The organism is Aeromonas bestiarum, assembly GCF_000819745.1.
Lineage (GTDB): Bacteria > Pseudomonadota > Gammaproteobacteria > Enterobacterales > Aeromonadaceae > Aeromonas > Aeromonas bestiarum.
In genome coordinates this window covers 83,384-107,829 of sequence record NZ_CDDA01000037.1, presented here as the reverse complement: position 1 = coordinate 107,829, position 24,446 = coordinate 83,384, and the positions used below count along the sequence as shown (strand labels likewise).

The 24,446-nt window shown below is 64.2% G+C and carries 20 protein-coding genes; 9 read left to right on the top strand and 11 right to left on the bottom strand.

All coding sequences use genetic code 11. From position 1 onward, the window contains the following. Positions 1–182: 182 nt before the first annotated feature. From BN1118_RS18800 to BN1118_RS18790, 3 genes are all read left to right on the top strand, one after another. A complete protein-coding gene (locus tag BN1118_RS18800) occupies positions 183–1,742 on the top strand; it encodes a methyl-accepting chemotaxis protein (RefSeq protein ID WP_043557495.1) in 1,560 nt (519 codons plus the stop codon). Positions 1,743–1,958: 216 nt separating this feature from the next. Continuing rightward, the gene (locus BN1118_RS18795) at positions 1,959–3,275 is read left to right on the top strand and encodes a sphingomyelin phosphodiesterase (RefSeq protein WP_043557494.1); all 1,317 of its coding nucleotides are present in this window, start codon (positions 1,959–1,961) and stop codon (positions 3,273–3,275) included. Then, positions 3,272–4,063: a F0F1 ATP synthase subunit delta gene (locus BN1118_RS18790; RefSeq protein WP_043557493.1), complete on the top strand. Its 792-nt coding sequence runs from the start codon at positions 3,272–3,274 to the stop codon at positions 4,061–4,063. The genes BN1118_RS18795 and BN1118_RS18790 overlap by 4 nt, the downstream gene beginning before the upstream one ends. A 74-nt stretch (positions 4,064–4,137) precedes the next feature. Here the strand turns inward: BN1118_RS18790 and BN1118_RS18785 are convergent, their stop codons facing one another. Both BN1118_RS18785 and BN1118_RS18780 read right to left on the bottom strand, forming a co-directional pair. Further along, positions 4,138–5,610 carry an alkaline phosphatase D family protein gene (locus BN1118_RS18785; protein WP_043557492.1) on the bottom strand — a complete coding sequence of 491 codons (1,473 nt, stop codon included), beginning with the start codon at positions 5,608–5,610 and terminating at the stop codon, positions 4,138–4,140. A gap of 85 nt (positions 5,611–5,695) precedes the next feature. Next, a complete protein-coding gene (locus tag BN1118_RS18780; protein ID WP_043557490.1) occupies positions 5,696–6,916 on the bottom strand; it encodes a DEAD/DEAH box helicase in 1,221 nt (406 codons plus the stop codon). A 170-nt stretch (positions 6,917–7,086) separates the two neighbouring features. Between BN1118_RS18780 and BN1118_RS18775 the strand changes: the two genes are divergently transcribed. After that, positions 7,087–7,896, top strand: a complete 810-nt coding sequence (locus BN1118_RS18775) for a type 2 periplasmic-binding domain-containing protein (RefSeq protein WP_043557489.1) — start codon at positions 7,087–7,089, stop codon at positions 7,894–7,896. A gap of 67 nt (positions 7,897–7,963) precedes the next feature. Here the strand turns inward: BN1118_RS18775 and tpx are convergent, their stop codons facing one another. Continuing rightward, the gene (gene tpx, locus BN1118_RS18770; protein ID WP_043140547.1) at positions 7,964–8,464 is read right to left on the bottom strand and encodes a thiol peroxidase; all 501 of its coding nucleotides are present in this window, start codon (positions 8,462–8,464) and stop codon (positions 7,964–7,966) included. 238 nt (positions 8,465–8,702) lie between these two features. Here tpx and BN1118_RS18765 point away from each other — a divergent pair, with 238 nt between their 5' ends. Continuing rightward, on the top strand, positions 8,703–11,123 hold the full coding sequence (locus tag BN1118_RS18765) for a zinc/cadmium/mercury/lead-transporting ATPase (RefSeq protein ID WP_043557488.1): 2,421 nt from the start codon (positions 8,703–8,705) through the stop codon (positions 11,121–11,123). A 195-nt stretch (positions 11,124–11,318) separates the two neighbouring features. Here the strand turns inward: BN1118_RS18765 and pulA are convergent, their stop codons facing one another. Further along, positions 11,319–14,972, bottom strand: coding sequence for a pullulanase-type alpha-1,6-glucosidase (gene pulA / locus BN1118_RS18760; protein WP_244463645.1), 3,654 nt, complete (start codon positions 14,970–14,972; stop codon positions 11,319–11,321). 265 nt (positions 14,973–15,237) lie between these two features. On the opposite strand from pulA, the gene BN1118_RS18755 reads away from it, so the two are divergent. Beyond that, positions 15,238–15,648 (top strand): hypothetical protein, encoded by a 411-nt coding sequence (locus tag BN1118_RS18755; RefSeq protein WP_043140700.1) that lies wholly within the window; start codon positions 15,238–15,240, stop codon positions 15,646–15,648. 62 nt (positions 15,649–15,710) lie between these two features. Here BN1118_RS18755 and dmeF read toward each other — a convergent pair whose 3' ends face one another. After that, positions 15,711–16,667 carry a CDF family Co(II)/Ni(II) efflux transporter DmeF gene (gene dmeF, locus BN1118_RS18750; RefSeq protein ID WP_043140698.1) on the bottom strand — a complete coding sequence of 319 codons (957 nt, stop codon included), beginning with the start codon at positions 16,665–16,667 and terminating at the stop codon, positions 15,711–15,713. 71 nt (positions 16,668–16,738) lie between these two features. Between dmeF and BN1118_RS18745 the strand changes: the two genes are divergently transcribed. The 3 genes from BN1118_RS18745 to BN1118_RS18735 all read left to right on the top strand — a co-directional run bounded on the left by BN1118_RS18745 (position 16,739) and on the right by BN1118_RS18735 (position 19,488). Beyond that, a complete protein-coding gene (locus tag BN1118_RS18745; protein WP_005313657.1) occupies positions 16,739–17,014 on the top strand; it encodes a metal/formaldehyde-sensitive transcriptional repressor in 276 nt (91 codons plus the stop codon). 200 nt (positions 17,015–17,214) lie between these two features. Beyond that, positions 17,215–18,411, top strand: a complete 1,197-nt coding sequence (locus BN1118_RS18740; RefSeq protein ID WP_043557487.1) for an amino acid aminotransferase — start codon at positions 17,215–17,217, stop codon at positions 18,409–18,411. A gap of 153 nt (positions 18,412–18,564) precedes the next feature. Beyond that, on the top strand, positions 18,565–19,488 hold the full coding sequence (locus BN1118_RS18735) for a LysR family transcriptional regulator (protein WP_043557486.1): 924 nt from the start codon (positions 18,565–18,567) through the stop codon (positions 19,486–19,488). Between the two features lie 93 nt (positions 19,489–19,581). Here BN1118_RS18735 and BN1118_RS18730 read toward each other — a convergent pair whose 3' ends face one another. The 6 genes from BN1118_RS18730 to BN1118_RS18705 all read right to left on the bottom strand — a co-directional run bounded on the left by BN1118_RS18730 (position 19,582) and on the right by BN1118_RS18705 (position 24,338). Continuing rightward, on the bottom strand, positions 19,582–19,905 hold the full coding sequence (locus BN1118_RS18730) for a DUF1820 family protein (protein ID WP_043140690.1): 324 nt from the start codon (positions 19,903–19,905) through the stop codon (positions 19,582–19,584). A 207-nt stretch (positions 19,906–20,112) separates the two neighbouring features. Next, the gene (locus tag BN1118_RS18725; RefSeq protein ID WP_052449214.1) at positions 20,113–21,015 is read right to left on the bottom strand and encodes a YjjW family glycine radical enzyme activase; all 903 of its coding nucleotides are present in this window, start codon (positions 21,013–21,015) and stop codon (positions 20,113–20,115) included. After that, positions 21,005–22,531, bottom strand: a complete 1,527-nt coding sequence (locus BN1118_RS18720; protein ID WP_043557484.1) for a YjjI family glycine radical enzyme — start codon at positions 22,529–22,531, stop codon at positions 21,005–21,007. The genes BN1118_RS18725 and BN1118_RS18720 overlap by 11 nt, the downstream gene beginning before the upstream one ends. Positions 22,532–22,647: 116 nt before the next feature. Beyond that, entirely contained in the window at positions 22,648–22,989 is a 342-nt protein-coding gene (locus tag BN1118_RS18715; RefSeq protein WP_043557483.1) for an AzlD domain-containing protein, read from the bottom strand. Between the two features lie 2 nt (positions 22,990–22,991). Next, positions 22,992–23,711: an AzlC family ABC transporter permease gene (locus tag BN1118_RS18710; protein ID WP_043557482.1), complete on the bottom strand. Its 720-nt coding sequence runs from the start codon at positions 23,709–23,711 to the stop codon at positions 22,992–22,994. Between the two features lie 150 nt (positions 23,712–23,861). Further along, on the bottom strand, positions 23,862–24,338 hold the full coding sequence (locus BN1118_RS18705) for a L,D-transpeptidase family protein (RefSeq protein ID WP_042869032.1): 477 nt from the start codon (positions 24,336–24,338) through the stop codon (positions 23,862–23,864). Positions 24,339–24,446 lie beyond the last annotated feature (108 nt).

Below are 24,446 nucleotides of genomic sequence, written 5' to 3'. Positions count from 1 at the left end.
CCCCCTGCCTGCGGCCTGCCCGCTCGATATAGACTTTCTATTTGCACTTTTTTGCCAGGCTCGCGTGTCGATTAATTGACCCAAGCCAAGATAGCGTCATCTTTGCCCCATAAAATGGCCGGTAACCATCACAAAAAATAAAAACAAAACTATCAGTTACTTGGCTCACTCAGGATGCTCACATGACAACAACCCAACGGGAGGGGGAGATACGCTTCCCCGACCATCTATCACTGATCTCGACCACGGATCCCGCCAGCCACATCACCTATGCCAACCAGCACTTCTGCGAGGTGGCCGGTTACAACGCCGACGAGATGGAGGGGGTCCCCCACAATCTGGTGCGTCACCCCGACATGCCCAAGGCCGCCTTTGCCGACATGTGGCAACGACTGCGACAGGGCAAAAGCTGGATGGGGCTGGTAAAGAACCGCGCCAAGAGCGGCAAGTTCTACTGGGTCAACGCCTACGTCACCCCCATTCTCAACGAACAGCGGCAGATCATAGAGTACCAGTCGGTGCGTACCCGCCCGAGCGAGCAGGACATCGCCTGGGCGGAGCAGCTCTACGCCCGCATCCGGGCGGGCAAGGCGCTGCCCTGGCTCAGCCGGCTCACCCTGGAGCCGGGCCAGCTCACCCTGCTCCTCTCCGGCACGGCCCTGCTCGCCCTGCTGGCGGCCCTCGCCACCGGCAATCCCCTGTGGGGAGCGCCCGGCGCGGCGGCGCTGCTGGCCCAGATGATCCACGGCCGCCGGCTGCAACAGAGGCTCAACCGGCTGGCCGTCACGGCTGGCGAGGAGATGGGCACCCCGCTCTGTCAGGTGCTCTACACCAAACGGCGAGACACACTGGCGGCTCTCGAGCTGGCCCTGCGCATGAAGCGGGCCGAGCTCAAGGCGGTGGTGGGGCGCAGCGCCGACACCAACCAGCAGATACTGCAGGCCGCCGAGGATGACAGGGGCAATATCCAGACCATAGACATCCACCTGCAACAGCAGCGGGCCCAGAGCGAGCAGCTGGCCGCCGCCATCACACAACTGAGCCACTCCATTCGCGACGTGGCGAGCAACGCCCATCAGGCCAATGCCCTGGTGGGCGAGGTGCAACAGGTGTCGGCCGAGGGGCTGCAGGCGCTGACGACCACCCAGGCATCGGTCAACCAGCTCCATCAGGAGCTAGACGCCAACCATCAGGTACTGGCGCAGCTGACCGGCGACAGCCAGAAGATCAGCGGGATCCTGGCGGTGATCAGCCAGATCGCCGATCAGACCAACCTGCTCTCCCTCAATGCGGCCATCGAGGCGGCGCGGGCCGGTGAGCAGGGGCGCGGCTTTGCTGTGGTGGCCGACGAGATACGGGCGCTGGCCCAGAAGACCCGCAGCTCCACCGGCGAGATCAACGAGATGATCCAGGCGCTGCAGCAGACCACCCGCCAGCTGGCCGATGGCATGACCCTGGGGGCCCAGACCTCGGAGCGCTGCCAGCAGCATGTGAGCACCACAGCCGAGGTGCTCAACCAGATCAACCGCATGCTGGCTCAGGTCACCCACACCAGCGACGAGATAGCCCAGGCCGTCAGCCAGCAGGCGGATGTCACCAGCACCCTGGATCATGGCATCCACCAGATCCACCAGCTGGCCAGCCACACAGCCGACAACAGCAGACAGGCCCTGGACGGCATCACGCTGCTGGTGGAGCGGCTGCATGCCCTCTCCCGCCTGATCAACCAGTTCCGCCACTGACCCGTAACAAGGGCGCGCATGCCGGCCGGCACGCGCGCCCCTGATTGCCAAGCCTGCTCTGCCCTCCACGTGGGCGGGGCACAGCTCCCTCCCCTCAATGCCCCCTCTCCCCATATGGGGCCTTTCATTTATTTGTAACAAAAATGTAAATGAAATGACCTCTGTGCCCGCCATAACAGTCACTTTCCATCGTGCCTCAACCAAAAGGACTTAATGATGCACAAGCCTCTCAGTTATGCCGCCCTGCTGCTGGCCAGCCAGTTTCCGTTGCAGGCGCTGGCCGATACCGATGTCTACCTCACCAACAACGGCCCAGAGCCCTTGCAGCTGGAGATCCGCCAGAGCGGTAGCGGCCAGTTGCAGGCGGGCAGCCAGTGGATCCAGCACAGAACGGAGCTGGGCCCCTGGGAGAGCGCCATGGTGCTCAGCTTCAACCGCTACGAGGGGGTGAAGGCGGGCAAAAGCTATCTGTTCGAAACCCGTGTCACCACGGCCGGGGGCGACACCTATCGCCTCAACCAGCTGATGGAGGGCACCTGGTGGAACACCACATTGCAGCACGGTGGCGACACCCCGACCGCCAGCTCGGGCTGGCAGAGCGATCGCGCCCTGCATCGCACCCAGGGCCCGCAGGAGCTGGCCTTCGCCGCCAAGTTCACCGGCCGTTACGACGATCTGCACTATATGCTGACGCCGCCACAAAAGCGGGAGCAGCCAGAACCGGCGGAGAGCAAGCTCAAGGTCGCCAGCTACAACGTCTGGGCCCTGCCGGTGATCGCCGCCAGCATAGGCGAGCGGCTGGCCTTGCTGCCCGAGCACCTCAAGGGTTATGACGCCTTGCTGCTGCAGGAGGTGTTCGATGGCCGCCGCGAGGGCTTCCTGCAGGCGCTGGCGAAAGAGTATCCCTATCAGACCAAGGTGCTCGACAAGCCGGGGGTCAACATCCATGACGGCGGCGTAGTGATCGTCAGCCGCTACCCAATCGTGCGCGAGGCCCAGCTGGTCTATCCCCAGTGCACAGGCACCGACTGCTTCGCCGACAAGGGGGTCATGTACGCCGAGGTGATCAAGGGGGGCAAGGCCTGGCACCTGTTCGCCACCCACACCGCCAGCTTCGACACCGACGAGGCGAGACGGCTGCGCCAGATCCAGTTCGGCCAGATGCGCACCCTGGCCGCCAGCCTCAAGATCCCGACCAGCGACACCGTCATCTACGGCGGCGACTTCAACGTCAACAAGCGCAAGTTTGCCGACGACTACGCCGGCATGCTGGCCAACCTGAACGCTCATGAGCCCAGCTATGGCGGCTACACCGAGGCCACCTTCGATCCCAGGCTCAACCCCTACGCCGGCGGGCCCCTCTCCGGCGGCGCCAACGTCGAGTATCTCGACTATCTGGTGGTGAGCCGGGAGTACGGCGCAGCCAGTCACAACCTCAACAGCGTCTGGATCCCGCGCTCCAGCGATGGCAGCCTCTGGCCCGCCAGCAACCTCTCCGATCACTTCCCGGTCAAGGGAGAGATCAGCCGATGAAGCGCCGCTACGGCTTGCTGGCCCTGGCGGTCCTCTCGCTCTTGCTGCTCAACCTCGGCTGGCAGTATGAACCGCCGCAGACGCCGGCCGACGCACAGGCCAGCCTGCACGGGGCACGTCAGCCACAGCAGGCACCAGCCCCCCCTATGACGGCCCTCATGACCCGGCTCACCCCGGCTGCCAGCGGGAGCCAGCCCACAGATCCGCACCCCAGCTGGCGGGAGATGCCGCAGGAGCTGAGCCAGCAGCTCGCCAGCGAGGTGAGCGACAGCGAGCAGCCGCTGGCCGAGCGGCTCGCCAATCTGGAGGCGATAGAGGCCCAATGGTTGAGCGAGGGGGAGAGCCTGTTTCGGCTGCAGGGGCGCTACGCCCTGGCACTCGAGCAGCTGGCGCAGGAGCACGAGCAACTGCCGCTGGCCGAGCGACTGGCCGCCCTGACCCGGCTGCAGGATGAGTGGGCGGCGGATCATCCGGATCTGGCGGCGGATCTGTTCAACCCGGACGCCCGCCTGCAGCAGGCGCGCCAGCTGTGGGGGGACGAGGAGCTGGCGACCCTGGCTCGCCACTTTCTGCCGGCCGGGCAGGCCGAAGCGACCGTGCAGTTTGCTGCCAGCCGACAGCAGCAGCTGGATCAACGCGGCCACTACCAGCAGCAGCTGGCCGAGCTGGAGCAGCAGCTGGCGGCCAGTCAGGGGAACATGGATCCCGAGCGCTGGCAGCAGCACAGGGAGGAGGTGCTCGGCCAGTTTAGGCGCGACTTCTTCGCCCAGGCACAGGGCAAGCCCTGAGCGGGAAACGGCCCGGGGAGCCTGACGTTGGAAAGAAAAAGGGCCCGTCAGGGCCCTTTGCGTTTGCCAGCCCCTCAGGCCAGCGGGTAGCTGGCGGCCAGCCCGTTCTCGCAATGCCAGTTGGCCCACAGCTTGTTGTCGCTGCCCATCAGCAGGGTGGCGAAGTTGCGGGTGCGCAGGTAGACGGGGGCGCCGAACGGCTTGATCAGCTCGGCGCGGATCGAGCGGTTTTCGTCGAGGTACTCTGGATTGTCGTTGGTCATGGCGAGGATCCCCATCCACTGGAACTGGGTGGGACAGGGATGGACTATGCCGGAGGAGACCAGCTGGTGCACATTGGTGACCCCTTCACGCTTGTCCTGAATGACGCCAAGGCAGCCCACGTGCACGTCGCCGGAGAGGATCAGGGTCTTGTGCTGGCGCCGTACTCGGGCGTTGTCCAGCAGCCGCATGATGAGCCGGGCCCGCTCCCCCTGATGGGCCTTGGCCCGCCAATGATCCTTGAGATCGTCGGTCAGCTCCTCCTCCCAGGGGGTGGCATCCAGTGCCGCCTCGGTGAAGGAGAAGTCCCGGTAGACCACGGGCACGCCCGCCATCACCAGCAGGTGGCCCGCGTTGCAGCAGGCCAGCGCGCCGTTGACCTGATCCCACTGGGACTGGCTCATCACCTGGGCCTGGGTGCGATTCGCCCGGTTGTCCAGCGCCAGGATCCGGTAGCCCCGAAAGCTGAGCAGCCAGGAGTAATGGGCCAAGTTGACCGGGTCCAGCAGGGAGGCATTGGCGCCGCTGCGCAGCTGGAACAGCCGGAAATAGCGGGAGGCGGCGGCATAGATGACCCGATAGACATCGCAGCCCTGCAGATCCTCGGGATAGCTGCCCCAGCCATCAAAGATGTCGTGGTCATCCCACATCATGGCGCTTGGCACCCGGGACAGCAGGCGGGCCACCTCGGGCCGTCCCCACTGCTTGCAGTAGAGATCGCAATAGAAGCGATCGAGCTGCTCCTCCATGGTGCGGGTCGCCTTGCGCTTGACCTTCTCCGTCCTGTCCAGCTCGTTCCAGGCCTTGAGGCTGGGCACTGTGGTCCAGAGGGAGTCGGCATAGACCTGATCACCCCCCATCAGCAACAGCGAGAAGGGATGCGCGGTGTGCTCGGCAGCAAGCCGATCCCACATCACATAGGGCTGAGGCGTGGAGGTGAGCAGCTTGAAGTCGGAAAAACCGTTGCAGGAGGCATAACCGATGCGCACCTGCTCCGCCGACCCCGGCAGATGAAACTGCCAGTGGTCGTCCCCGGCCAGATCCCGGGCGGGCTCCCCATCCAGCAGGATCTGGTACTCCACGCTCGCCCCCCCGGCGGCCGGGTTGGCCGTCCAGTTGGCCCGCCAGAAGCCGCCCTTTGGGGTATCCGCCTGCTTGCCGGCAGGCAACAGGCTGCCGTTGATCCTGATGCTGGCGCCCTTGCAGCCGGGCCCTGCCAGAAAACAGATGCTGTATTGCGTCTCAGCTTCGAGCCCCAGCAGGGGCCCCATTACCAGACTCGCCATTGCCTATCCCTCCGTGGTTGAACCCATGGAGCATAGTGAAACCGGCGTCCTTTGGTACTGCCCAAGCGGGCAGTCCATCCTTGAATCAGGCCTTGCCCTTGAACTGCTTGACGCTGCGCTTGTTGGCGGTGCGGCGGTTCGCCTGCTTGTCGCGTGGGGGGCGCTTGCCCTCCCCGCTGGCGGGCAGGTCGGTCACCGGGAAACCGGCGAGTTCCGCCAGCGGCAACTCACGGCCGGTGAGGGTGCGGATCGCCGCCAGGGTATCGCTCTCGCCGTGGCACACCAGCGAAATGGCCAGCCCCTCGCGCCCGGCGCGGGCGGTGCGGCCGATGCGGTGCACATAGACAGGGGCGCTGGCGGGCAGGTCCAGGTTGATCACCAGCGGCAGCGCCTCCACGTGAATGCCCCGCGCCATCAGGTCGGTGGCCACCAGCACCCGTACCTTGCCGGCCTTGAAATCGTCGAGAGCCTGATCCCGCACCGCCTGCTCCTTCTCGCCATGCAGGGCGGCAACCGGGATCCCCGCCCTGGCCAGCTTCCTGGCCACGCCGTCGGCATCGTCCCGCGCGCTGATGAAGACCAGCACCTGCGGCCAGGCCTGCTCCTTGAGCAGGCTGATCAGCGCCGGCACCTTGCTGCTCTTGTTGACCAGATAGAGCCGCTCCTCGATCTCGTTCACCAGGCTGTTGAGGGGATTGGCCTCGATGCGGGCCGGCTCTGTCAGCAGGCCGGTCGCCAGCTCATCCAGCTCGGCAGGCAGGGTGGCGGAGAAGAGCAGGGTCTGACGCTCGGCGGGCATCTCATTCATCAACCACTGGATGTCGGGCCAGAAGCCCATCTCCAGCAGGCGATCTGCCTCATCCAGCACCAGCTGTTGCAGGCCATCCAGCCCCAGCACTTGCTGAGTGAGCAGATCCCGCAGCCGCCCCGGCGTCGCCACCAGCAGCTGCGGCCCCAGCGCCAGTTCGGCCTGTTGCCGCTCCTGCGCCACGCCGCCGCACAGGGTCAAAACGCGCAGCCCCAGCGCCTCGGCGACCCCTTGCAAGGCGGCGCTCACCTGGGTGGCCAGCTCGCGGGTCGGCACCAGCACCAGCCCCTGCACCAGACTGGAGGCGGGATCCAGCCGTTGCAGCAGCGGCAGCCCGAATGCCAGCGTCTTGCCGCTGCCGGTCTGGGCCAGCGCCAGCAGATCCTGCCCCGCCAATACCACGGGTATCGCAAGCTGCTGGATGCGGGTCGGGGTGTGCAGGCTGGCAGGCAGGGCCGCCAGCAGGGCGGGATTGAGGTCGAGTTCGCTAAAGGTCATGGGGCTACGCAGATATCGGCTGAATAAAGAAGTGGGAGGCGAAGTCTAGTGAGCAGGGAGCGATAAGTAAAACCCCATCCATCGCGGCCCTGCAGGCAAGCCCGGTTCGATCTGGCCGAAGCGGCTCTGACTACACTTCTGGAACCATCTCCCAAGGGTGTGACCAGATCATGACCAGACATACCTGCATCTTGCTGTTTCTCCTGCTCGGCCTGCTGGGGGTCACCACCCTGAGCCTCTCCCTGGCAGGCACGCCGTCGGACAAACCGGTTCGCATCCTCAACGCCCATCTTGGCGAGCTGCCGGGCCTCATCAACGCCGACAAGACGGGCCCCTTCGTTGATCTGGTGCGGGCGATTGATGAGCAGTCTCCCGAGGTCAGCATCCGTATCACCATATACCCCATTGCCCGTGCCATGGCCGGTGTCATCGCAGGCAAGGCCGACTTCAGCCTGCCCGCGATCCGCAATCTGCACGATGCGGACATGCTGCCCTATCGCTTCAGCACCCGCAGCTTTGGCAAAGTCACCCATGTCATCTACAGCAATACGGCTCACCCCGTCACCACCGACATGGCCTATGGGGTTGAGCCTACCCAACGGGATCTGCTGATCGAAGCCACTCCGGGCTTTCTGCCCATCCCGCTGCAAAGGTCCATGAGCATAGAGCAGTCGCTGCGCAAGCTCTCACGCGGTCGCATCGATGCCTTCATCTGGGCCCAGGAGGAAGCCGACCTGGTGCTGCGCCAACTGGGGCTGACCAACATCCACCGGGAACACTTCGGTGATTTCGAGGATGTCTTCATCATCGCCAAGGGGGCGGCGGGTGATGATATGGATCACTTCCTCAGCACGGCCATCGACCGGCTGGCCGCATCCGGCAAGTTGGCCGAGATCTACTCCAGGCTGCATCGCCCTTATGAGGTGTGGCAGCCCCATCCAGAACCATTGGCCCCGCCGGCGTCATCCAGCACGCCCTGATGACCAGACGCCATCCATAAAAAATCCCGCCACGGCGTGCCGTGGCGGGATTTTTGCACTCACAAACTTACAGCGCGGCCAGGGCAGCGGCGTAGTTCGGCTCGTCGGCCACTTCGGCCACCAGCTCGCTGTGCAGTACCTTGTTGTCTGCATCCAGCACCACTATGGCGCGGGCGGCCAGGCCAACCAGCGGACCGGAGGAGAAGGCCACGCCGTAGTCCTGCAGGAAGGCAGCACCACGCAGGGTGGAGAGGGTCACCACCTTGTCCAGACCTTCGGCGCCGCAGAAGCGGGACTGGGCAAACGGCAGATCGGCGGAGATGCAGAGCACGACTGTGTTCTCCAGCGCGCTGGCCTGTTCGTTGAATTTGCGCACTGAGGTGGCACAAGTCGGGGTATCGACGCTCGGGAATATGTTCAGGATCTTGCGCTGACCGGCGTAGGCCGCCAGGGTCAGGTCGGACAGATCCTTGGCAACCAGGGAGAAGGGCTTGGCCTGCTCACCGGCAACGGGGAAGTGACCGGCGACGGAGACGGGGTTGCCTTGCAGGGTAACGGAATTGCTCATGTTATGTCCTTGATTATCGAGGGAGGATAGGGCTCCCCAGTATAGGCGCGCCGGGCGGTGACAAACACCCGCCAACCACAAGGATATAAGGGCGCTTCATCCTGACCCGGACAGCTAGCCCCTGCCGGCTCAGTCAGCAAGATAAAGGAGCTTGACCTTGGACTTAACACCAAGGTTTACACTCGGCTCAGTCATCGAAGATCTCGCACCGGCGGGATCCATCCAAGAGGGACTCATCATGAGCAAATCCTGCTGCAGCCATCAAGCTGCCGCCGCCCCCATCAAGGCCGTCAGCAAGTCTGCCACCAGTCAGAACGAGCATCAGCACGACAGCCATTGCTGTGACAGTGCCACGCCGATCAGCAGCTGTGCCAGCAAGGCCCCCCATGATCATCAGGATCAGGGGGTGAGTGAATCGCCGGGGGATGAAGAGCCCCCCAGAGCAGGCTGTCACAGCCAGGGCTGCTGCAGCCCGCAGCCGCCTCATGACCATGACCATGACCATCATGAGCATGATCACCATGAGCAAACCGCCGAGCCGTTAATCGCGCCGGAGCAGGACAGCCGTCGTCACAGCTGGCAGGTGCTGGGGATGGATTGCCCCAGCTGTGCCCGCAAGATCGAGACAGCCGTCAGGCGGGTCGCTGGCGTGCAGCAGGCCCGGGTGCTGTTTGCCACCGAGAAGCTGGTGGTGGATCTGGCCCCCGGCCTCTCCCCCGATCCCGTCACCGCCGCCGTGCTGGCCGCGGGTTTCCGGCTCAAGGGCGCAACTCAGCCCGGGGACGACAACGCCAGACGGCGCAGCCCGCAGATGAGCCTGCTCGCCAAATATTGGCAGCCGCTGTCGCTGGCCGGCCTGATGCTGGTAGCGGCCCTGCTGCCGAAAGAGTTCGGTCAGCCGCTGTTTACCCTGGCCACTCTCTGGGGCCTGTGGCCCATCTCCCGCAAGGCCTGGGCCCTGACCAAGAGCGGCTCCCCCTTCGCCATCGAGACCCTGATGACGGTGGCGGCGCTGGGCGCCCTCTTCCTCGGTGAAACCGCCGAAGCGGCCATGGTGCTGCTGCTGTTCATGCTGGGGGAACATCTGGAGGCCTATGCCGCCGGCCGCGCCCGCGCCGGGGTCACGGCCCTGATGGCGCTGGTGCCCGACAAGGCGCTGCGGATCCGCACCACGGTCGACGGTGACGTGCGGGAAGAGGTGGCGGCCGACCAGCTGCGTCCCAGCGACATCATCGAAATCGCCCCGGGCGCCCGCCTGCCGGCGGATGCCCGTTTGCTCGACGCCCTCGGCGCCTTTGATGAGAGCGCCCTGACCGGTGAATCCATTCCGGTGGAGCGTCGCCAGGGTGACAAGGTGCCCGCCGGCAGTCTGGCGGCGGATCGGGTGCTGCGCCTCGAGGTGGTGTCCGAGCCCGGCAACAACGCCATCGACCGCATACTGCACCTGATCGAGGAGGCCGAGACCCAGCGCGCCCCCATAGAGCGTTTCATCGACCGCTTCAGCCGCTGGTATACCCCGGCCATGATGCTGGTCGCCCTGCTGGTGGTGATAGTGCCGCCGCTGGCCTTCGGTCAGAGCTGGGACGAGTGGGTCTATCGCGGACTGGCGCTGCTGCTCATCGGCTGCCCCTGCGCCCTGGTGATCTCCACCCCGGCGGCTGTCACCTCCGCCCTGGCGGCGGCGACCCGGCAGGGAGCCCTGATCAAGGGCGGCGCCGCGCTGGAGCGACTGGCCCACATAGATACAGTGGCGTTTGACAAGACAGGCACCCTGACCCTGGGCAAGCCGCAGCTGACCGAGCTGGTCAGCCTCAATGGCCGGCCTGAGGCCGAACTGCTGGCACTGGCCGCCGCCATAGAGCAGGGCTCCCACCACCCGCTGGCCCGGGCCGTGGTGGCCAAAGCGACCGAGCAGGGATTGAGTCTGGCCGCGGCTCAGGAGCTGCGCGCCCTGCCTGGTATGGGGGTGGAGGGGCGCATCGACGGCACCCTCTGGCAACTGCTGGCGCCGAGCCGGATTGACTCGCTGAGCCATGCCCTCAACGCCCAGATAGCCACCCTGGAGCAGCAGGGCAAGACGGTAGTGGTGCTCGGCCAGCCGGGTGCCGCGCCGGCGGCCCTGCTGGCGCTGCGGGATCAGATCCGGCCCGAAGCGGCAGCAGCCTTGGCGGAGCTCAAGGGGCTGGGGCTGCGCAGCATAATGCTGACCGGCGACAACCCGCGCGCCGCCGAGGCGATTGCCAACGAACTCGGCATGGGCTGGCGCGCCAGCCTGCTGCCGGAGGGCAAGGTGGAGGAGATAGCCAAGCTGGCCACCAGCCAGAAGGTCGCCATGATAGGGGATGGCATCAACGACGCCCCCGCCATGAAGCGCGCCAGCATCGGCATCGCCATGGGTGGCGGCACAGACGTGGCGCTGGAGACGGCCGATGCCGCCCTGACCCACAACCAGCTCGGCGGCATCGCCGCCATGATCCGCTTGTCGCGGGCGGCGCTGGCCAACATCCACCAGAACATAGCGCTGGCGCTGGGACTGAAAGCCATCTTCCTGGTCACCAGTCTGCTCGGCATCACGGGTCTGTGGATTGCGGTGCTGGCGGATACCGGCGCCACCGCCCTGGTGACGGCCAACGCCCTGCGCCTGCTGCGCAAGCGCTAAACCAGCCGTTAACGGCACAGCCAACAGCCGCCCCAGTGGGGCGGCTTTTTTATTGCCTCGCCCACGACGACAAAGAAAAAGCGCGGCTGCCGGTTGGCAGTCGCGCTTTGCTTACGCTCTCGGCGTTATCCCACCCTTGGCAAGGTGGAATTCAACCCTGGGCTGCCGAGCCAGCCCCGGGCTCGATGGGGCTGCTTACTTGGTCGCAGTGGGTGCGGTAAAGCTGACACTCAAGCTTGGTTTCTCCTTGTTCATGGCGGTAAAGACGAACTTGTAGCTGCCCGCCTTGTCAGCATTGAACGGCAAATCACCGCCATTGGCACAGAGCACACTGATTTGGCCTACCGCCAGCTGGTCGGTGTTGCTGCACTTGCCGTAGTTGATCGAACCGCCCCAGTCACTACCGGCAATCTTCACCTGGGTCATCCCCAGCTTGTCGGCCGTCACTTCTGTGGTGAACTCGTAGGTGAAGTTGCCGCCAAAGATCATCTTGTTGACCGGATCCCATTGGTTCAGGAAACCACGCACGAAGACATCTGTGTCACCAAACGGCGGAACCGTGCTCAGATCTGTCTTCTTGCTCACCGGCAGACCCGCGCCCTGGGCACCGGCCTGCGGCTTGACGAACACGGCAGCGGACCAGGCCCCCAGGGTCAGGGTACCGCCATTGACGGCGGCATCACGGGCTATGCTGCTACCGGCATGGTGGGCCGGGCTCAGTTGCAGCGTGCTCAGATCGATGGGCTGATCATTGCCGTCACGGAAGTCGCCGATGCTCTGGGGCTGGTTAGTGGCGTTGATCATCACCACCAGGCCCTCGATGGCGGGATCCAGATCCGCACCGGCGTTGACGCCATCATCCACCGTCATGACGATAAGCCCCGGCACCTGGTCAGGCCCGGTATTGCGGAAATCAACCCGCTTGATCACTTCGGCACCGCTGCCAAGACGCAGCAGACGGGAGGATTGACGCAGCTCGGCCAGCTCCTGGTAGAAGCCCACCATGGTCGCCATGTCGGCCCCGCTCGGCTTGACGTGCTTGTCGAGCACCTGCTCGATCAGCGGATAGTTGTCGCCATCCTTGTCCTTGCGCGGCAACCCCTTGTTGAAGTTGTTGTCGGCAAGGGTGTAGTCGACTCTGTTGTACCAGTCACCCGAGTCGTAGCTGTCCCGCTCCATGGATTTGGAGCGCAGCAGCTCGACACCGGCGTGGGTAAACGGAATGCCCTGCCCCAGCATGGCGGTGGCCAGCGACACCCCCTGCATCCGCACCAGATCGGCTCCTTCCGGCGCCTTGTAGATCAGGTTGTCGAACAGGGTCTGGTTGTCGTGCTTGTCGACATAGTTCTGGATCTCGGTCGGATCCTGGGCATAACCCGCAGCTTGACCGTTGTAGTCGATGTCGGAGCCCTTCTTCGGCATGCCATCCTTGTCGGTCAGCACGAAATCCTTGAGGTTGCCGGCCATGCCGAGGCGAACCAGGTCGGATTGGTGCAGCGCCGTGGCTAGCTCGACGCCGTCCATCTCGTTGGCATCCACCAGGGCGCCGTTGCCAAAGCCCTGGGTTTTGCGAATGGTGTCGCCGCCGTCAAACGGACTGCCGCCGCGCACCGCATCCCGCAGCCGGTCGGAGAAGGAGCCTATGCCGGTGCCGCCCAGGTGTTTCTGGGTCGCCTGCACGAAGCGCTTGTCATCCTGCACCTCGCCGAAGTTCCAGCCCTCGCCGTAGAAGTACATCTCGGGGTTGACCTGCTTCACCGCGGCCAGCGCCTGCACCATCTGATCTTTCGGGTGGTGGCCCATCAGGTCGAAGCGGAAGGCATCGATCTTGTAGTCGCGGGCCCAGGTGACCAGGGAGTCATCCATCAGCTTGGCGAACATGGCGTGTTCCGGCGCCGTGTTGGAGCAGCAGGTGGAGTTCTCCACCGAGCCGGTCTCCGGATTGAGGCGCTGATAGTACCAGGGCACTATCTTGTCGAGCACCGATTTGGGACCCAGGCCTGCCTCGTTGGTGTGGTTGTAGACCACGTCCATCACCACGTTCATGCCGATGTTCTGCTTGATGGCCTTGACCATCTCGCGGAACTCCAGGATGCGCTGGCTGCCCTCGGCGTTGGTGGCGTAGGAGCCTTCCGGCGCCGTGTAGTGGTAAGGGTCATAACCCCAGTTGAAGGAGTCCACCCCGCGCAGATAGCCGTAAAGCTCCTGCACCTGCAGGTTCTCCTTGCTGTCGGCCCCCTGCAGATCGGTGAGCACGGCCTCTATGGTCTGACCGCCGCCGCAATGGCTGGCGAACTTGGAGTTCTGCACCTCGGGGTTGACCTGACACAGCTTGCTGAAGTCGTCGCTGATGTTGGCCACCTTGGCCGGATCCTCGTTGACGGTGGCGATGTCGAACACGGGCAGCAGATGCAGGTGGCTGACGCCGCTCTTGGCCAGCGCCTGCAGGTGCTTGACCGGCACGCTGTCGCTGTCGGTCAGCCCCAGGAACTTGCCGCGGTGTGCAGGCAAGGTGGAGTCGTCGTTGCCGGTCAGATCGCGGACATGGGCCTCATAGATGGTGATGTCGGCAGGGTTCTGCTGGCTGTGGGGCGCCTTCAGGCTGTCCCACCCTTCCGGCTTGAGGGCCGGATCATTGAGATCCACCACCTGGCTGAACTCTGAGTTCATCGCCAGGCTCAGGGAGTAGGGGTCTGTCACCTGATAGGATTCCAGCTTGCGGCTGACCGGGTGATAAACCTGAATGTCGTAGCGGTAGAACTTGCCTACCAGCTCGCTGCCGCCCTGCACGCTCCAGCTGCCGCTGGCCTCGTCCCGAGTCATGGTGCGCTCGCCCAGCGCCCTGTGCTTGTCATCGAACAGTGCCAGCTTGACCGACTTGGCGGTCGGCGCCCACAGCCGGAAGGTGACATTGCCCCCCTCGACCACGGCGCCATAGGCCAGCTTGGCGGCAGCGTCGGCATAGAGGGCATCGAGGGCACCGGCGCTCTGCACCAGCGTTGCCCCCTGCAGTATGCCGTCGGCATCTGTGCCTATGGCCACCAGCTCGCCCTTGAGCAGGGGCTTGAGGTCCTTGCCTGCCGGCAGGGCGAAGGCGGCGGCATCCTTGAGGTGCGGATACTTGGCCTGCTGTTCGGCGGTCAGGCTGGTCGGGGTAAGGGTGATGTAGGGGAAGTCGAATACCCCTTCCGCATTGGCCTTGATGGTGCCGGACTCTGTGTAATAGAGGCGGACATGGGGCTTGTCCTTGCCCCCTTGCCAGATCAGGGTGTTGCCGTCGATCAGGTGGGCACTGGCCCCCGCCACGCCAAAGGCGGCGGTGAAGGCGTCGGCACGGCTGCCGAAGACCTCGCTCTTGCCCGCGACGATGGCCACTGTGCGATCCGGGTGATCGCTGAAGACCACCTTCATGTCGCTGCCGGTCAGGTTGGCCAGATCGCCGTTGCGGGCGATAAAGTTGATGCAGCCTTCCAGCTTGCTAAGGGGCACCACCCAGCTGGGGCCGAAGCCGTCGGCCGCCGCCGGGGTATTGACCTTGTCATCCCAGCCCGCGTTGAGGCCGCTCTCGGCGGTGGCGCTGCAGGCGTCGTTGTTCCACAGGTGCAGGCTGTAGTTGGCGAAGGGGCCATCCACCCCGCGCGCCGCGCTGGTCTGGGTATCCACCAGGGCGATCACCGCCTGATCGGGCCCGGCCACCAGTTGCTCGGCAGGAGGTTGCACATTGGGCAGACGGGCGACGGGGCCGTCAGTGGGGTCAGGGGTGGGGGAGGAGCTGTTGTCATTGCAGCCGGACAAAAGCGCGAGCAGTGAGGCTGTTACCAGCGCCACTTTGGTCTTTTTCATATCCATTTTTTTATAATTCCCGCTGTAGTTAGTCTCGATAGTCGAGTACCCGGTCATTGCCGAGCGGTGTCATATTAATCAGCGGCAATCGTTTCAAATGTGAGCAGCAGGGCAAAAAAACCAACCATTTTCAACAAGATAACGTTTTCATAACGAAAGTTGGATCGGGCTCACAGACCCGGCCTCACTTTCGGCCCATACCAGCAGACAGACGAGTCCATACCGGAAAAATCAATTTCCGATCAAGTGGATAGAGAAGGAGTCACGGCATATGAAGCGAATTGAGGAACAGGCCAAACGGCTGGATCAGGAGTATCAGGCGATCGCGCAGTTGTTTGACCAATTTTGCCAGCAGGCGGGCGTGCTCGCCGAGCAGTACCACTTCTTCAACTGGCCCGACTATGAAGACACACCGCCCCTCTGCCGGGCCTTCACCCTGCTGGGTGAGCCGCGCGAGCTGCGCCTGCGCTGCCAGCCGGGGGAGCGTGGCACCTTGAGCGGTCTCATCCAGGTGGGCAGCGAAGATGGCACAGTCCACGCCAGCCTGGGCTTTCGGGCCGATGGCCACCTGCAGCTGGAGTCGGGATCCTTGCTGGACAACCCGCCCCAGCTGCTGCTCAAGCTGCTGCTGGGGGCCATCTGGCAGCACAAGCCGGACGATGATCACGGCCAGCACCACTGATTCAAACCACAAGAAGGGGCCTGGGCCCCTTCTTCATGTCTCGTGCGACCAGCCGGGCATGATCAGGGCTGGGCAATCTCTATGGTGACGTGCACCAGCTCCTCGTGGATGGCGAGTCGCTCGCGGATCTCCCGGGCAGGCATGGGGGCCGCCATCAGCAGGGAGAGCACGCAGGCATACTGCTCCTGCCCCACCCGCCAGACGTGCAGATCGCGGATCTCGGCCTCCGGCAACTCGGCTATCACCTCGCGGATCTCCGCCACCAGCGGGGTATCCATCTCGGCATCCAGCAGCACCCGGCCCGAGTCGCGCAGCAGACCCCAGGCCCACACTGCCACCAGCACGGCGCCCGCTATGCCCATCAGGGGATCCAGCCAGTCGGCCCCCCACCACATGCCACCCACCAGCGCCAGTATGGCCAGTACCGAGGTGGCCGCATCCGCCAGCACATGGATGTAGGCGGCACGCAGGTTCAGATCCTGATGGCCCTGGTGGTCGGCATGGTCATGATGATCGTGGCCGTGATGATCATGATGATGGCCATGGTCATGACCGTGGTGATGACCATGATCGTCCTTCAGCAGCCAGGCACAGGCCAGATTCACCAGCAGGCCGACGATGGCGATGACGATGGCCTGCTGATAGTGGATCGGGCTGGGATCCAGCAGCCGGAACACAGATTCGAACAGCATAAGAGCCGCCACTCCCACCAGCAGCAGGGCGCTGGTGAAGCCGCCAAGCACCTCTATCTTCCAGGTGCCGAAGCTGAATCTGTGGTCACGGGCGAAGTGGCGGGCGGCGCGGTAGGCCAGCACCGAGAGACCGAGCGCCAGCGCGTGGGAGCTCATGTGCCAGCCGTCGGCCAGCAGCGCCATTGAGTTGTAGAACCAGCCGCCGCTGATCTCCGCCACCATCATGATGACGGTGAGCAGCACGGCCCAGCGGGTCTTCTGTTCGGCCAGCGGATTGCCCTGGTGTACGACGGGTTGATGGCAATGGGATGAGACGAGGGATGACATGAATTTCTCCTGAGGGCGACAATGCAATATACTATACCCCAGTATAGTTTTATTGATCGAGAGGATCCTGCATGTCACACACCATTCACGGCAAAAAGAAGCTGCTGGCGCGGGTGCGCCGCATCAAGGGCCAGACAGGCGCACTGGAAAGCGCGCTGGAGCAGGAAGGTGACTGCGCCGCCATTTTGCAGCAGATAGCTGCCATCCGCGGCGCCGTCAACGGCCTGATGCTGGAGGTGCTTGAGGGCCATATGCGCGAACATCTGGGCGCCGAGGAGGCCACCCCGGCCGAGCGGCTGGAGGATCTGGATCAGGTGGTGCGGGTGCTGAGATCCTATCTGAAGTAAGGGATCCCCCGCCTGCCCGCTGGCAGCCAGCCTGCATGCCTGCGGTGAAACGCGTCGGCAGCGCGGGCCGCTTGACAGCCGGGCTGGGCCGGCCGGGCATCCCAGGTCCGTTTCAGACTTGAGCCCTCGCCCGCTTTACGCCATCATGACCGCCGATCGTTGATCGCCTTACCCTGGATTCCACTTCGCAAGGACCCCCCATGTTTGAACACGTCGATGCCTACGCTGGCGACCCCATACTGACCCTGGTCGAGACCTTCCACAAAGACACCCGCGAGCAGAAGGTGAACCTGGGGATCGGCCTCTATTACGACGAGCAGGGCCGCATTCCGCTGCTGGCCTCGGTGCAGCAGGCAGAAGCCCAACGCGCCGCCGCGCCGGCGCCGCGCCCCTATCAGCCGATGGAGGGTGCCGCCAACTACCGCACCGCGGTGCAGCACCTGCTGTTTGGCGCCGAGCATGAGGCGGTCAAGGCCGGCCGCATCGCCACCATCCAGACCATAGGCGGCTCGGGCGCGCTCAAGATCGGCGCCGACCTGCTCAAGCGCTACTTCCCGACCTCGGAGGTGTGGGTCAGCAATCCGACCTGGGACAACCACAAGGCCATGTTCGAGGGGGCCGGCATCAAGGTGCACGACTACCCCTACTACGATGAAGCCACCAGCGGCGTCCAGTTCGATGCCATGCTCGACTGCCTGAGCAGCCTGCCGGCGAAAAGCATAGTGCTGCTGCACCCCTGCTGTCACAACCCGACCGGCGTGGATCTCTCCTCTGCCCAGTGGGACAGGGTCATTGCGCTGGTGGTCGAGAAAAATCTCATTCCTTTCATGGACATCGCCTATCAGGGCTTCGGTGACGGCCTGGAAGAGGATGCCTACGCCATCCGCGCCATGGTGGCCGCCGGTGTCAGCTTCTTCGTCAGCAACTCGTTTTCCAAGAACCTCTCCTTCTACGGCGAACGTTGCGGCGGCCTGTCGGTCATCTGCAAGGATGCCGAAGAGGCGAGCCGGGTGCTGGGTCAGATGAAGGCGACCGTGCGTCGCAACTACTCAAGCCCCCCCACCCACGGCGGCCAAATCACCGCGGCCGTGATGAACGATGCCAGTCTGCACGCCCTCTGGGTCGACGAGGTGGGCGAGATGTGCATCCGCATCAAGGCCATGCGCCAGAAGCTGTTCGAGGTGCTGAGCGCCAAGGTGCCTGGCCGCGATTTTGGCTACTTTATCAGCCAGCGCGGCATGTTCAGCTACACCGGCTTCACGCCAGAGCAGGTTGACCGCCTGCGCGAAGAGTTCGCCGTCTACCTGGTGCGCTCAGGTCGCATGTGCGTGGCGGGCCTCAACAGCCGCAACGTCGACTACGTGGCCGATGCCATGGCCGCCGTGCTCAAGGGCTAATCCGCTCAAGCCCCGCCTCGGCGGGGCTTTTTGTTTGTCCCGATTTTATGGAGCCGCCATGGACCTGATTGCACTGTCATGTGTAACTGTGAGGGGTCGCCATCGGGTCAATCGACCGCCCCTGCCCGCACTTGTCTCGCTTGTGGAGTCTCTATGGATCTGATTGCCCTGTCCCGGCTGGGTGGCCGCCATCTGGTCACCCTGCACCTGCTGCTCGACAGCCAGAGCGTCACCCGCACAGCCGAGCGGCTCTGCACCACCCCCTCCACCGTCAGCAAGACCCTCAACCAGTTGCGGGATCTGCTCGCCGATCAGCTGCTCTACCGCCAGGGCAACCAGCTGTTGCTGACCCCGTTTGCCGAGCGACTCGGCCCCACCCTGCATCGGCTGCTGAGCGAGCTGAACAGCCTCACCAGCCAGGGCGGTTTCGACCCCGCCACCTGGCAGGGACAACTGAAATTCGCCCTGCGGGAAAGCGGCATGGTCTGGCCCATGGGCCCTATTCTCGGCCAGCTGATGCGGGAGGTGCCCGGCCTGGTGCCCGACATCTGGAACAAGGATGAACAGGGGCTGGCGGCATTGGCGGCGGGCAAGCTCGACTTCGTGATCCTGCCCCACGATCAGAGCCAGCCCCTGCCCCGCCAACCGGGTCTGGTATGGGAGACGCTGCGGGAAGACAAGCTGGTCTGCCTGTTGCGGGCGGGCCACCCGGCGCTGGACAAGCCCTGGGATCTGGATGCCTACCTGAGCTGGCGCCATATCGCCATTCGCGATCAGGAGCTGGCCAACCCCTTCTTCGAGCAGAGCCTGGCCCAGTTGCAGGTGCGCCGCCAAATCAGCGCCACCCTGCCGGATTTTGGCAGCGCGGCGACCCTGCTGCGCCAGAGCGATCTCATCCTCACCGCCGTCGAAGGCTGGGCCGAGCAGGCCATGAGCCGGGATCTGGTGATCCGCCCGGTCCCGTTCGACTATGGCGCCGTCACCCACAGCCTGGTGTGGTACGGCCCGGCCGGTGAAGAGCCGGCGCGGCGCTGGTTCCGCCAGCGGATCCTGCAACTGGCCCGGGAACTGGGTTAGCGCACCCAGGCATTACCGATCCGAAGAGGAGAGAAAAGAAGAGAGCCTCGCCAGCGGGATCCCCATGGCAAGGCTCGCAGAGAGGAGAAAGCCTCAGGGCTTCTTGGTATAGATGGGGCTGGGAAAGGAAGCGACGTTGTTGCCCAGCTCTGTGATGCGGGCAGCCCCCTGCTTGCGTACCTGATCGACCCGCAGCACATGGTGCATGGGGATCATGGTGCGATTGACGTCGGCAAATTCACTCTTCAATTTCTCGTGGCTGGGATCGACGATCAGCGCCGTGTGGGTGTCCCACACGAAGTTCGCTATCTCGATGAAGCCGAACAGCTGACCCTGGCTCACTTCCCTGACATAGACTTCGTAACGCTCGTTGTGACAAATGAACTGCACTCGGTATAAGGCGTTGGATTCACTCATGTTCGTCTGTTGATGGTGGGCGAATGCCCCATTCTAGCCGCCCCTTCCCAGAGCTCAAATAGACAGCAATCACAGTTACGTCATCTTGAGACTCACAGAGCCCAAAACCCGGAGCCAGGCCACAAACTTGCCGCCTGCTCGCCGGATATCGACCAGGAAACAACACAAAATACCTTTTCGATCAATTGATTAGCATCGATTAGCCATTCAGCAGATCGCAGGCAGGGACACAGGCCCCAGCCCCCTTTCCCTCAGCTCGGCGGCAAGCCGGGTCAAGGCCTCCCTGTCCGCCTCCTGCCAGCTCGTCGCCACCCCGCGCACCCCGTGATGGCGAAAACCGTTGAGGCGAATGGGGACTGGCCCCAGGCTCTGCAGAAAGCTGGCCAGGCCCGCCTCCAGCTTGCCATCGGCATCCAGAAAATCGCTGCGTCCCGGCACATGGAGCAGCCGCAGCTCGGCCAGCTTGCCGTGGCTTGCCAGCAGTTGCAGCGAGGCCAGCACCCGCTCGCGGCCATGGCCGGTCAGCTTATGATGCACAGAGTCGCGCCACCCCTTGAGATCGAGCATGGCGCCGTCGAGTACCGGCAGCAGCCGCTGCCAGCCGAGCTCGGCGAGGGAGCCGTTGCTGTCGAGCAGGCAGCTGAGGTGAGCCAGATCCGGCGCTGCCTTGATGGCCGTGAACAGGGCAATCACGAACGGCAGCTGGGTGGTGGCCTCGCCGCCGGAGACGGTAATGCCGGTCAGCAGCGGGCCGTAGCGGCGCAGCAGGGCCAGCACCTCGGCCACCGACATCTGGCTGGTCTTGGGGCTGGCATGGCGCGGACAGTCGTCGATGCAGCGATCGCAGTCGGTGCAGAGCGCCGCCTGCCAACGTACCCTGCCCTCGACGAGCGTCAGGGCCCCGCTCGGACAGGCCGGCACGCAGTCACCGCAGTGATCGCACATGCCGATAGTGTGCGGGTTGTGGCAGCCGGGGCAGCGAAAGTTGCACCCCTGCAGGAAGAGCACGAGCCGGTTGCCCGGCCCGTCCACGCAGGAGAAGGGCAGCCAGCGGCTGACCGTCGCGGTGCGCGCCGCCGCCTCTGCCCGGCTGCCGTACTCAGTAGTCACACAGGGTCGCCTCGCGCCCCACTACCCGCGGCGCCCGCTGGCGGATCCCGGTCAGCTCGCTCGCCTCGGCGCCGAGGCAAGTGGTCTGCAGCCGCGAGCCCTCGGTCGCGAAACGGGCCACGTCGCTCTTGCGGATCATGTAGCCGGTCACCCGCACCAGATCGCTGTCCGCCACGTTGGCGGTGAACTCGCGCATGCCGATGGCGAGCGCTCCCTTGCAGAGCTGCAACAACGCCTGCGGGTTCTGGCGTATGGTGGGATCCAGGGTCAGGATCTCGCTGATCCCGGAGTGATAGAAGCCGTGGTGCGGCGCCAGCGCCAGCACATGGCTGGCCGGATCCGGCTCCTGGCCGTAAGGGATGCGCACTCCGGGCGTCACGCCGCGATCCACACTGAGCCCGCCCTGGGAGTGGAGCAGGGCGCGACCGCCCCAGGCGTGTACCTGTGGCGTCTCGGTCACATGGCGGGAGAGCTGGGCCGAGATGCGATAGCCAAGCTGGTTGGCCTCCTCGTCACGGCCGTAGCGCTCGGGCAGATTCTCCTTGTCCATCAGCAAATTGACCGCCTCCGCCATGCCATAGATGCCGAACATGGGCACGAAGCGATCCTCATCGAGCAAGCCCTCCTTGACCAGGAAGCTGTCGAAGAAGCCGGACTCCTGATGGAGGAAGGCGGCGCGCGCCTCGATCAGTTGGGAGGCGAGACGGCAGTAGTGGGGCAGCAGACAGCCCATGAAGTCGTCTATGCCATGGGCCTGCTCGGCCACCCGCTTGAGGGAGAGCCGCACCAGGGTATTGGCCCCCCCGGCCTGGGGCAGGGCGTTGTAGCAGCTGACGATGCCAAAGCCGCGCTCATCGAAGGTGTTGCTATGGAGCGGGTAGTTGGCGATGTGCGGCTTGCTGCAGCTGGCTATGTTCTGCACCGCCAGCATCAGCAGGCTGTCCGGGGTCTGCGCCGGATCGTGGAACAGGGTCAGGTTCGGCGCCACCTGCTTGAGCTCGCCGTCGATGCGCAGGATCAGGCGGCAGAGACGGTTGTCATCGGGGCCTATGTTGACGTGCATGAAGGCATCCGGCAGCACCCGATCCAGGTAGATCCAGAACCCCTTCAGCTTGCGATGGAGGGTCTCGTCATCCAGCTCGCCCACAAAGGGCAGCAGCAGATGATCGAGCCGCCCCAGCCAGACCGGCATGCCGGTGACGGAGGGCACATGGTGATAGAGGATGCGCAGGGCATCGAGCGCCTCGTCGAAATCCTGCGGCGGCGCCAGCTCCAGCCAGGCAGATCCCTGACTCAGGAACTTTGCATAATCCGGCAGCACGTAACGCGGCTTGTAGGGGGCATGCCCCTCGAACATGTCACAGAGAAAACCCTGCACCCTAGCCTCGGCGACCGCCGGGGGCAGCTCGGGGTAAGGCAGCGCATTTTCGGCGGCCAGCGCCAGGGCATGACTCTTCTGGGCGGCAGAGAGGTGGTGATCACGCACTATGCGCTGACAGGTTTCGGTGAAAGACATGGGGGAGCTCCTTGGCGGATGGTCCCTAAATCCTCACACTTGGGAGGTGTTTTTTGAAGTGACATTCACAACATGGCGGATATCCATAAAAGACATCCACCATGCGGGATCACGGCTCAGCCAAACCAGGGCAGCAGCGCCGCCAGCACCCCCTGCCAGCGCAGCAGGAAGAAGCCCCCCATGCCCACCACGACCACCAGCAGGGTCGGCAGCCGCAACAGGGTCAGCGCCGTCACCAACAGGGTGGCGGCCAGGTAGTCCGGATCCCACGTCAGTCCCTTGCCCGGCTCATAGCTGAAGACGATGGGCAGCCAGATGGCGGTCAACACCGACTGGGCCGAAAAGCTGAGGAAGGCCCCCATCTCGGCGCCCGGTTGATAGCGGGTCAGCCGCGAGAAGAAGGCAAAGCGGTTGAAGAAGGTAATCAGGGCCAGCAGGCCTATCATCAGCCAGCTCATGGTCATCTCCTCATCCGGTGCAGCACGTAGCCCACCAGCATGCCGGCCAGCGCCGATATGATGATATGGATCTCCGCCAGCAGCGGCTTGGTGAGCAGCGCAGTGCCGCCGCTCACCAGGGTCGCCGCCACCATGGGCAGGTTCTTCATGGCGGGTATGGTCATGGCGATGAAGGTGGCGGCGATGGCAAAGTCCAGCCCCATCTTGTCCAGCCCGTCTATGTACTGACCGGCGGCGATGCCGAGCAGGGTCGCCGCATTCCAGAACAGATAGAAGACGAAGCCGGCAATGAGCGCGTAGGCCGGATCGAAACGGCCGCTGCGCTCCCGGTCTTTGAGCGCCACCGCGAACATCTCGTCGGTCAGGAAGAAGGCCAGACTGGCGCGCCAGCTCAGGGAGAGCGGCAGCACGTCGCGGCGAAAGGTGAAGCCGTAGAGCAGATGCTGGGAGGTGATGACGAAGGTGGAGCCCATGATGGGCAGCAGGGGCGTACCGGCCCCGAACAGGGTGGTGGCCGAGAGCTGGGCGGCGCCGGCATAGACCAGCAGCGACATCAGCTGGGCCTGCAGCGGGCTCAAGCCTACCTGCAGCGCCAGGGCGCCACACAGGATCCCCCAGGGAATGACGGAGATAGAGAGCGGCAGAATATCGATGGAAGCGCGCCACCAGAGCGCGCGGCTACTCTCGGCCCCGACGGGCTGGGAGCTTGTTGCTGACGGCATGGGATCATCCTTGTTGCATCCACGGCGAGCCGGAAAAACTAGCACAGCAGGGGGACAGATACCAAGGGGCTGCGGATAAAGAGAGGATGGAGACAGAACAGGGGGAGCCGAAAAGCAGAACGCCACCCGGAGGTGGCGCGCTGCAGAGGGTCAGGGCTGAATGACGATGGGGGTGCCAGGTTCGATGGCGTTCCACACTTCGTCCAGATCCTTGTTGAGCATGGCGATGCAGCCATTGGTCCAGTTGGACGGCTGCAAGCGGGTGTTGCCTATGCTGTTGCGCTGACCATGGATCATGATCATGCCACCCGGTCGCACACCCAGCTCGTTGGCCGTCTTGATGTCGTCCAGGTTCGGGTAGTTGATGTGGATGGCCTTGTAATAGTTGGAGTTGGTCTTCTTGTAGTCGAGGATATAGCGCCCTTCCGGCGTACGCTGATCCCCTTCCCGCTGCTTGTGACCCTTGGGGGCCGGCCCCAGAGCGATCCAGTAGCGCTTGACCTCCTTGCCATCCTTCATCAGGGTCAGGCTATAGGAAGACTTCTTCACCACTATCATGTCGGCCGACAAGGTGGCAAAACTCAGTGCGGGCCACAGCCCCAGCAAACACAGTAATACGGCTCTCATTCCATCCCTCGACAAGCCTCTGGTAAGGGCTTTTCTTGTTACCAAATCATCTGAACTGCACCGCCCCGAGTGGCGGGCGAGCGCCATCATATTGGATCGCCATCAATA

Bases quoted from the DNA above. Each gene is read 5' to 3' on its own strand.
- BN1118_RS18790 (WP_043557493.1), top strand. From the start codon at position 3,272: ATGAAGCGCCGCTACGGCTTGCTGGCCCTGGCGGTCCTCTCGCTCTTG.
- BN1118_RS18780 (WP_043557490.1), bottom strand. From the start codon at position 6,916: ATGACCTTTAGCGAACTCGACCTCAATCCCGCCCTGCTGGCGGCCCTG.
- BN1118_RS18795 (WP_043557494.1), top strand. From the start codon at position 1,959: ATGCACAAGCCTCTCAGTTATGCCGCCCTGCTGCTGGCCAGCCAGTTT.
- dmeF (WP_043140698.1), bottom strand. From the start codon at position 16,667: ATGTCATCCCTCGTCTCATCCCATTGCCATCAACCCGTCGTACACCAG.
- BN1118_RS18785 (WP_043557492.1), bottom strand. From the start codon at position 5,610: ATGGCGAGTCTGGTAATGGGGCCCCTGCTGGGGCTCGAAGCTGAGACG.
- BN1118_RS18735 (WP_043557486.1), top strand. From the start codon at position 18,565: ATGGATCTGATTGCCCTGTCCCGGCTGGGTGGCCGCCATCTGGTCACC.
- pulA (WP_244463645.1), bottom strand. From the start codon at position 14,972: ATGGATATGAAAAAGACCAAAGTGGCGCTGGTAACAGCCTCACTGCTC.
- BN1118_RS18715 (WP_043557483.1), bottom strand. From the start codon at position 22,989: ATGAGCTGGCTGATGATAGGCCTGCTGGCCCTGATTACCTTCTTCAAC.
- BN1118_RS18800 (WP_043557495.1), top strand. From the start codon at position 183: ATGACAACAACCCAACGGGAGGGGGAGATACGCTTCCCCGACCATCTA.
- BN1118_RS18720 (WP_043557484.1), bottom strand. From the start codon at position 22,531: ATGTCTTTCACCGAAACCTGTCAGCGCATAGTGCGTGATCACCACCTC.
- BN1118_RS18765 (WP_043557488.1), top strand. From the start codon at position 8,703: ATGAGCAAATCCTGCTGCAGCCATCAAGCTGCCGCCGCCCCCATCAAG.
- BN1118_RS18710 (WP_043557482.1), bottom strand. From the start codon at position 23,711: ATGCCGTCAGCAACAAGCTCCCAGCCCGTCGGGGCCGAGAGTAGCCGC.
- BN1118_RS18775 (WP_043557489.1), top strand. From the start codon at position 7,087: ATGACCAGACATACCTGCATCTTGCTGTTTCTCCTGCTCGGCCTGCTG.
- BN1118_RS18745 (WP_005313657.1), top strand. From the start codon at position 16,739: ATGTCACACACCATTCACGGCAAAAAGAAGCTGCTGGCGCGGGTGCGC.
- BN1118_RS18730 (WP_043140690.1), bottom strand. From the start codon at position 19,905: ATGAGTGAATCCAACGCCTTATACCGAGTGCAGTTCATTTGTCACAAC.
- BN1118_RS18755 (WP_043140700.1), top strand. From the start codon at position 15,238: ATGAAGCGAATTGAGGAACAGGCCAAACGGCTGGATCAGGAGTATCAG.
- BN1118_RS18740 (WP_043557487.1), top strand. From the start codon at position 17,215: ATGTTTGAACACGTCGATGCCTACGCTGGCGACCCCATACTGACCCTG.
- BN1118_RS18705 (WP_042869032.1), bottom strand. From the start codon at position 24,338: ATGAGAGCCGTATTACTGTGTTTGCTGGGGCTGTGGCCCGCACTGAGT.
- tpx (WP_043140547.1), bottom strand. From the start codon at position 8,464: ATGAGCAATTCCGTTACCCTGCAAGGCAACCCCGTCTCCGTCGCCGGT.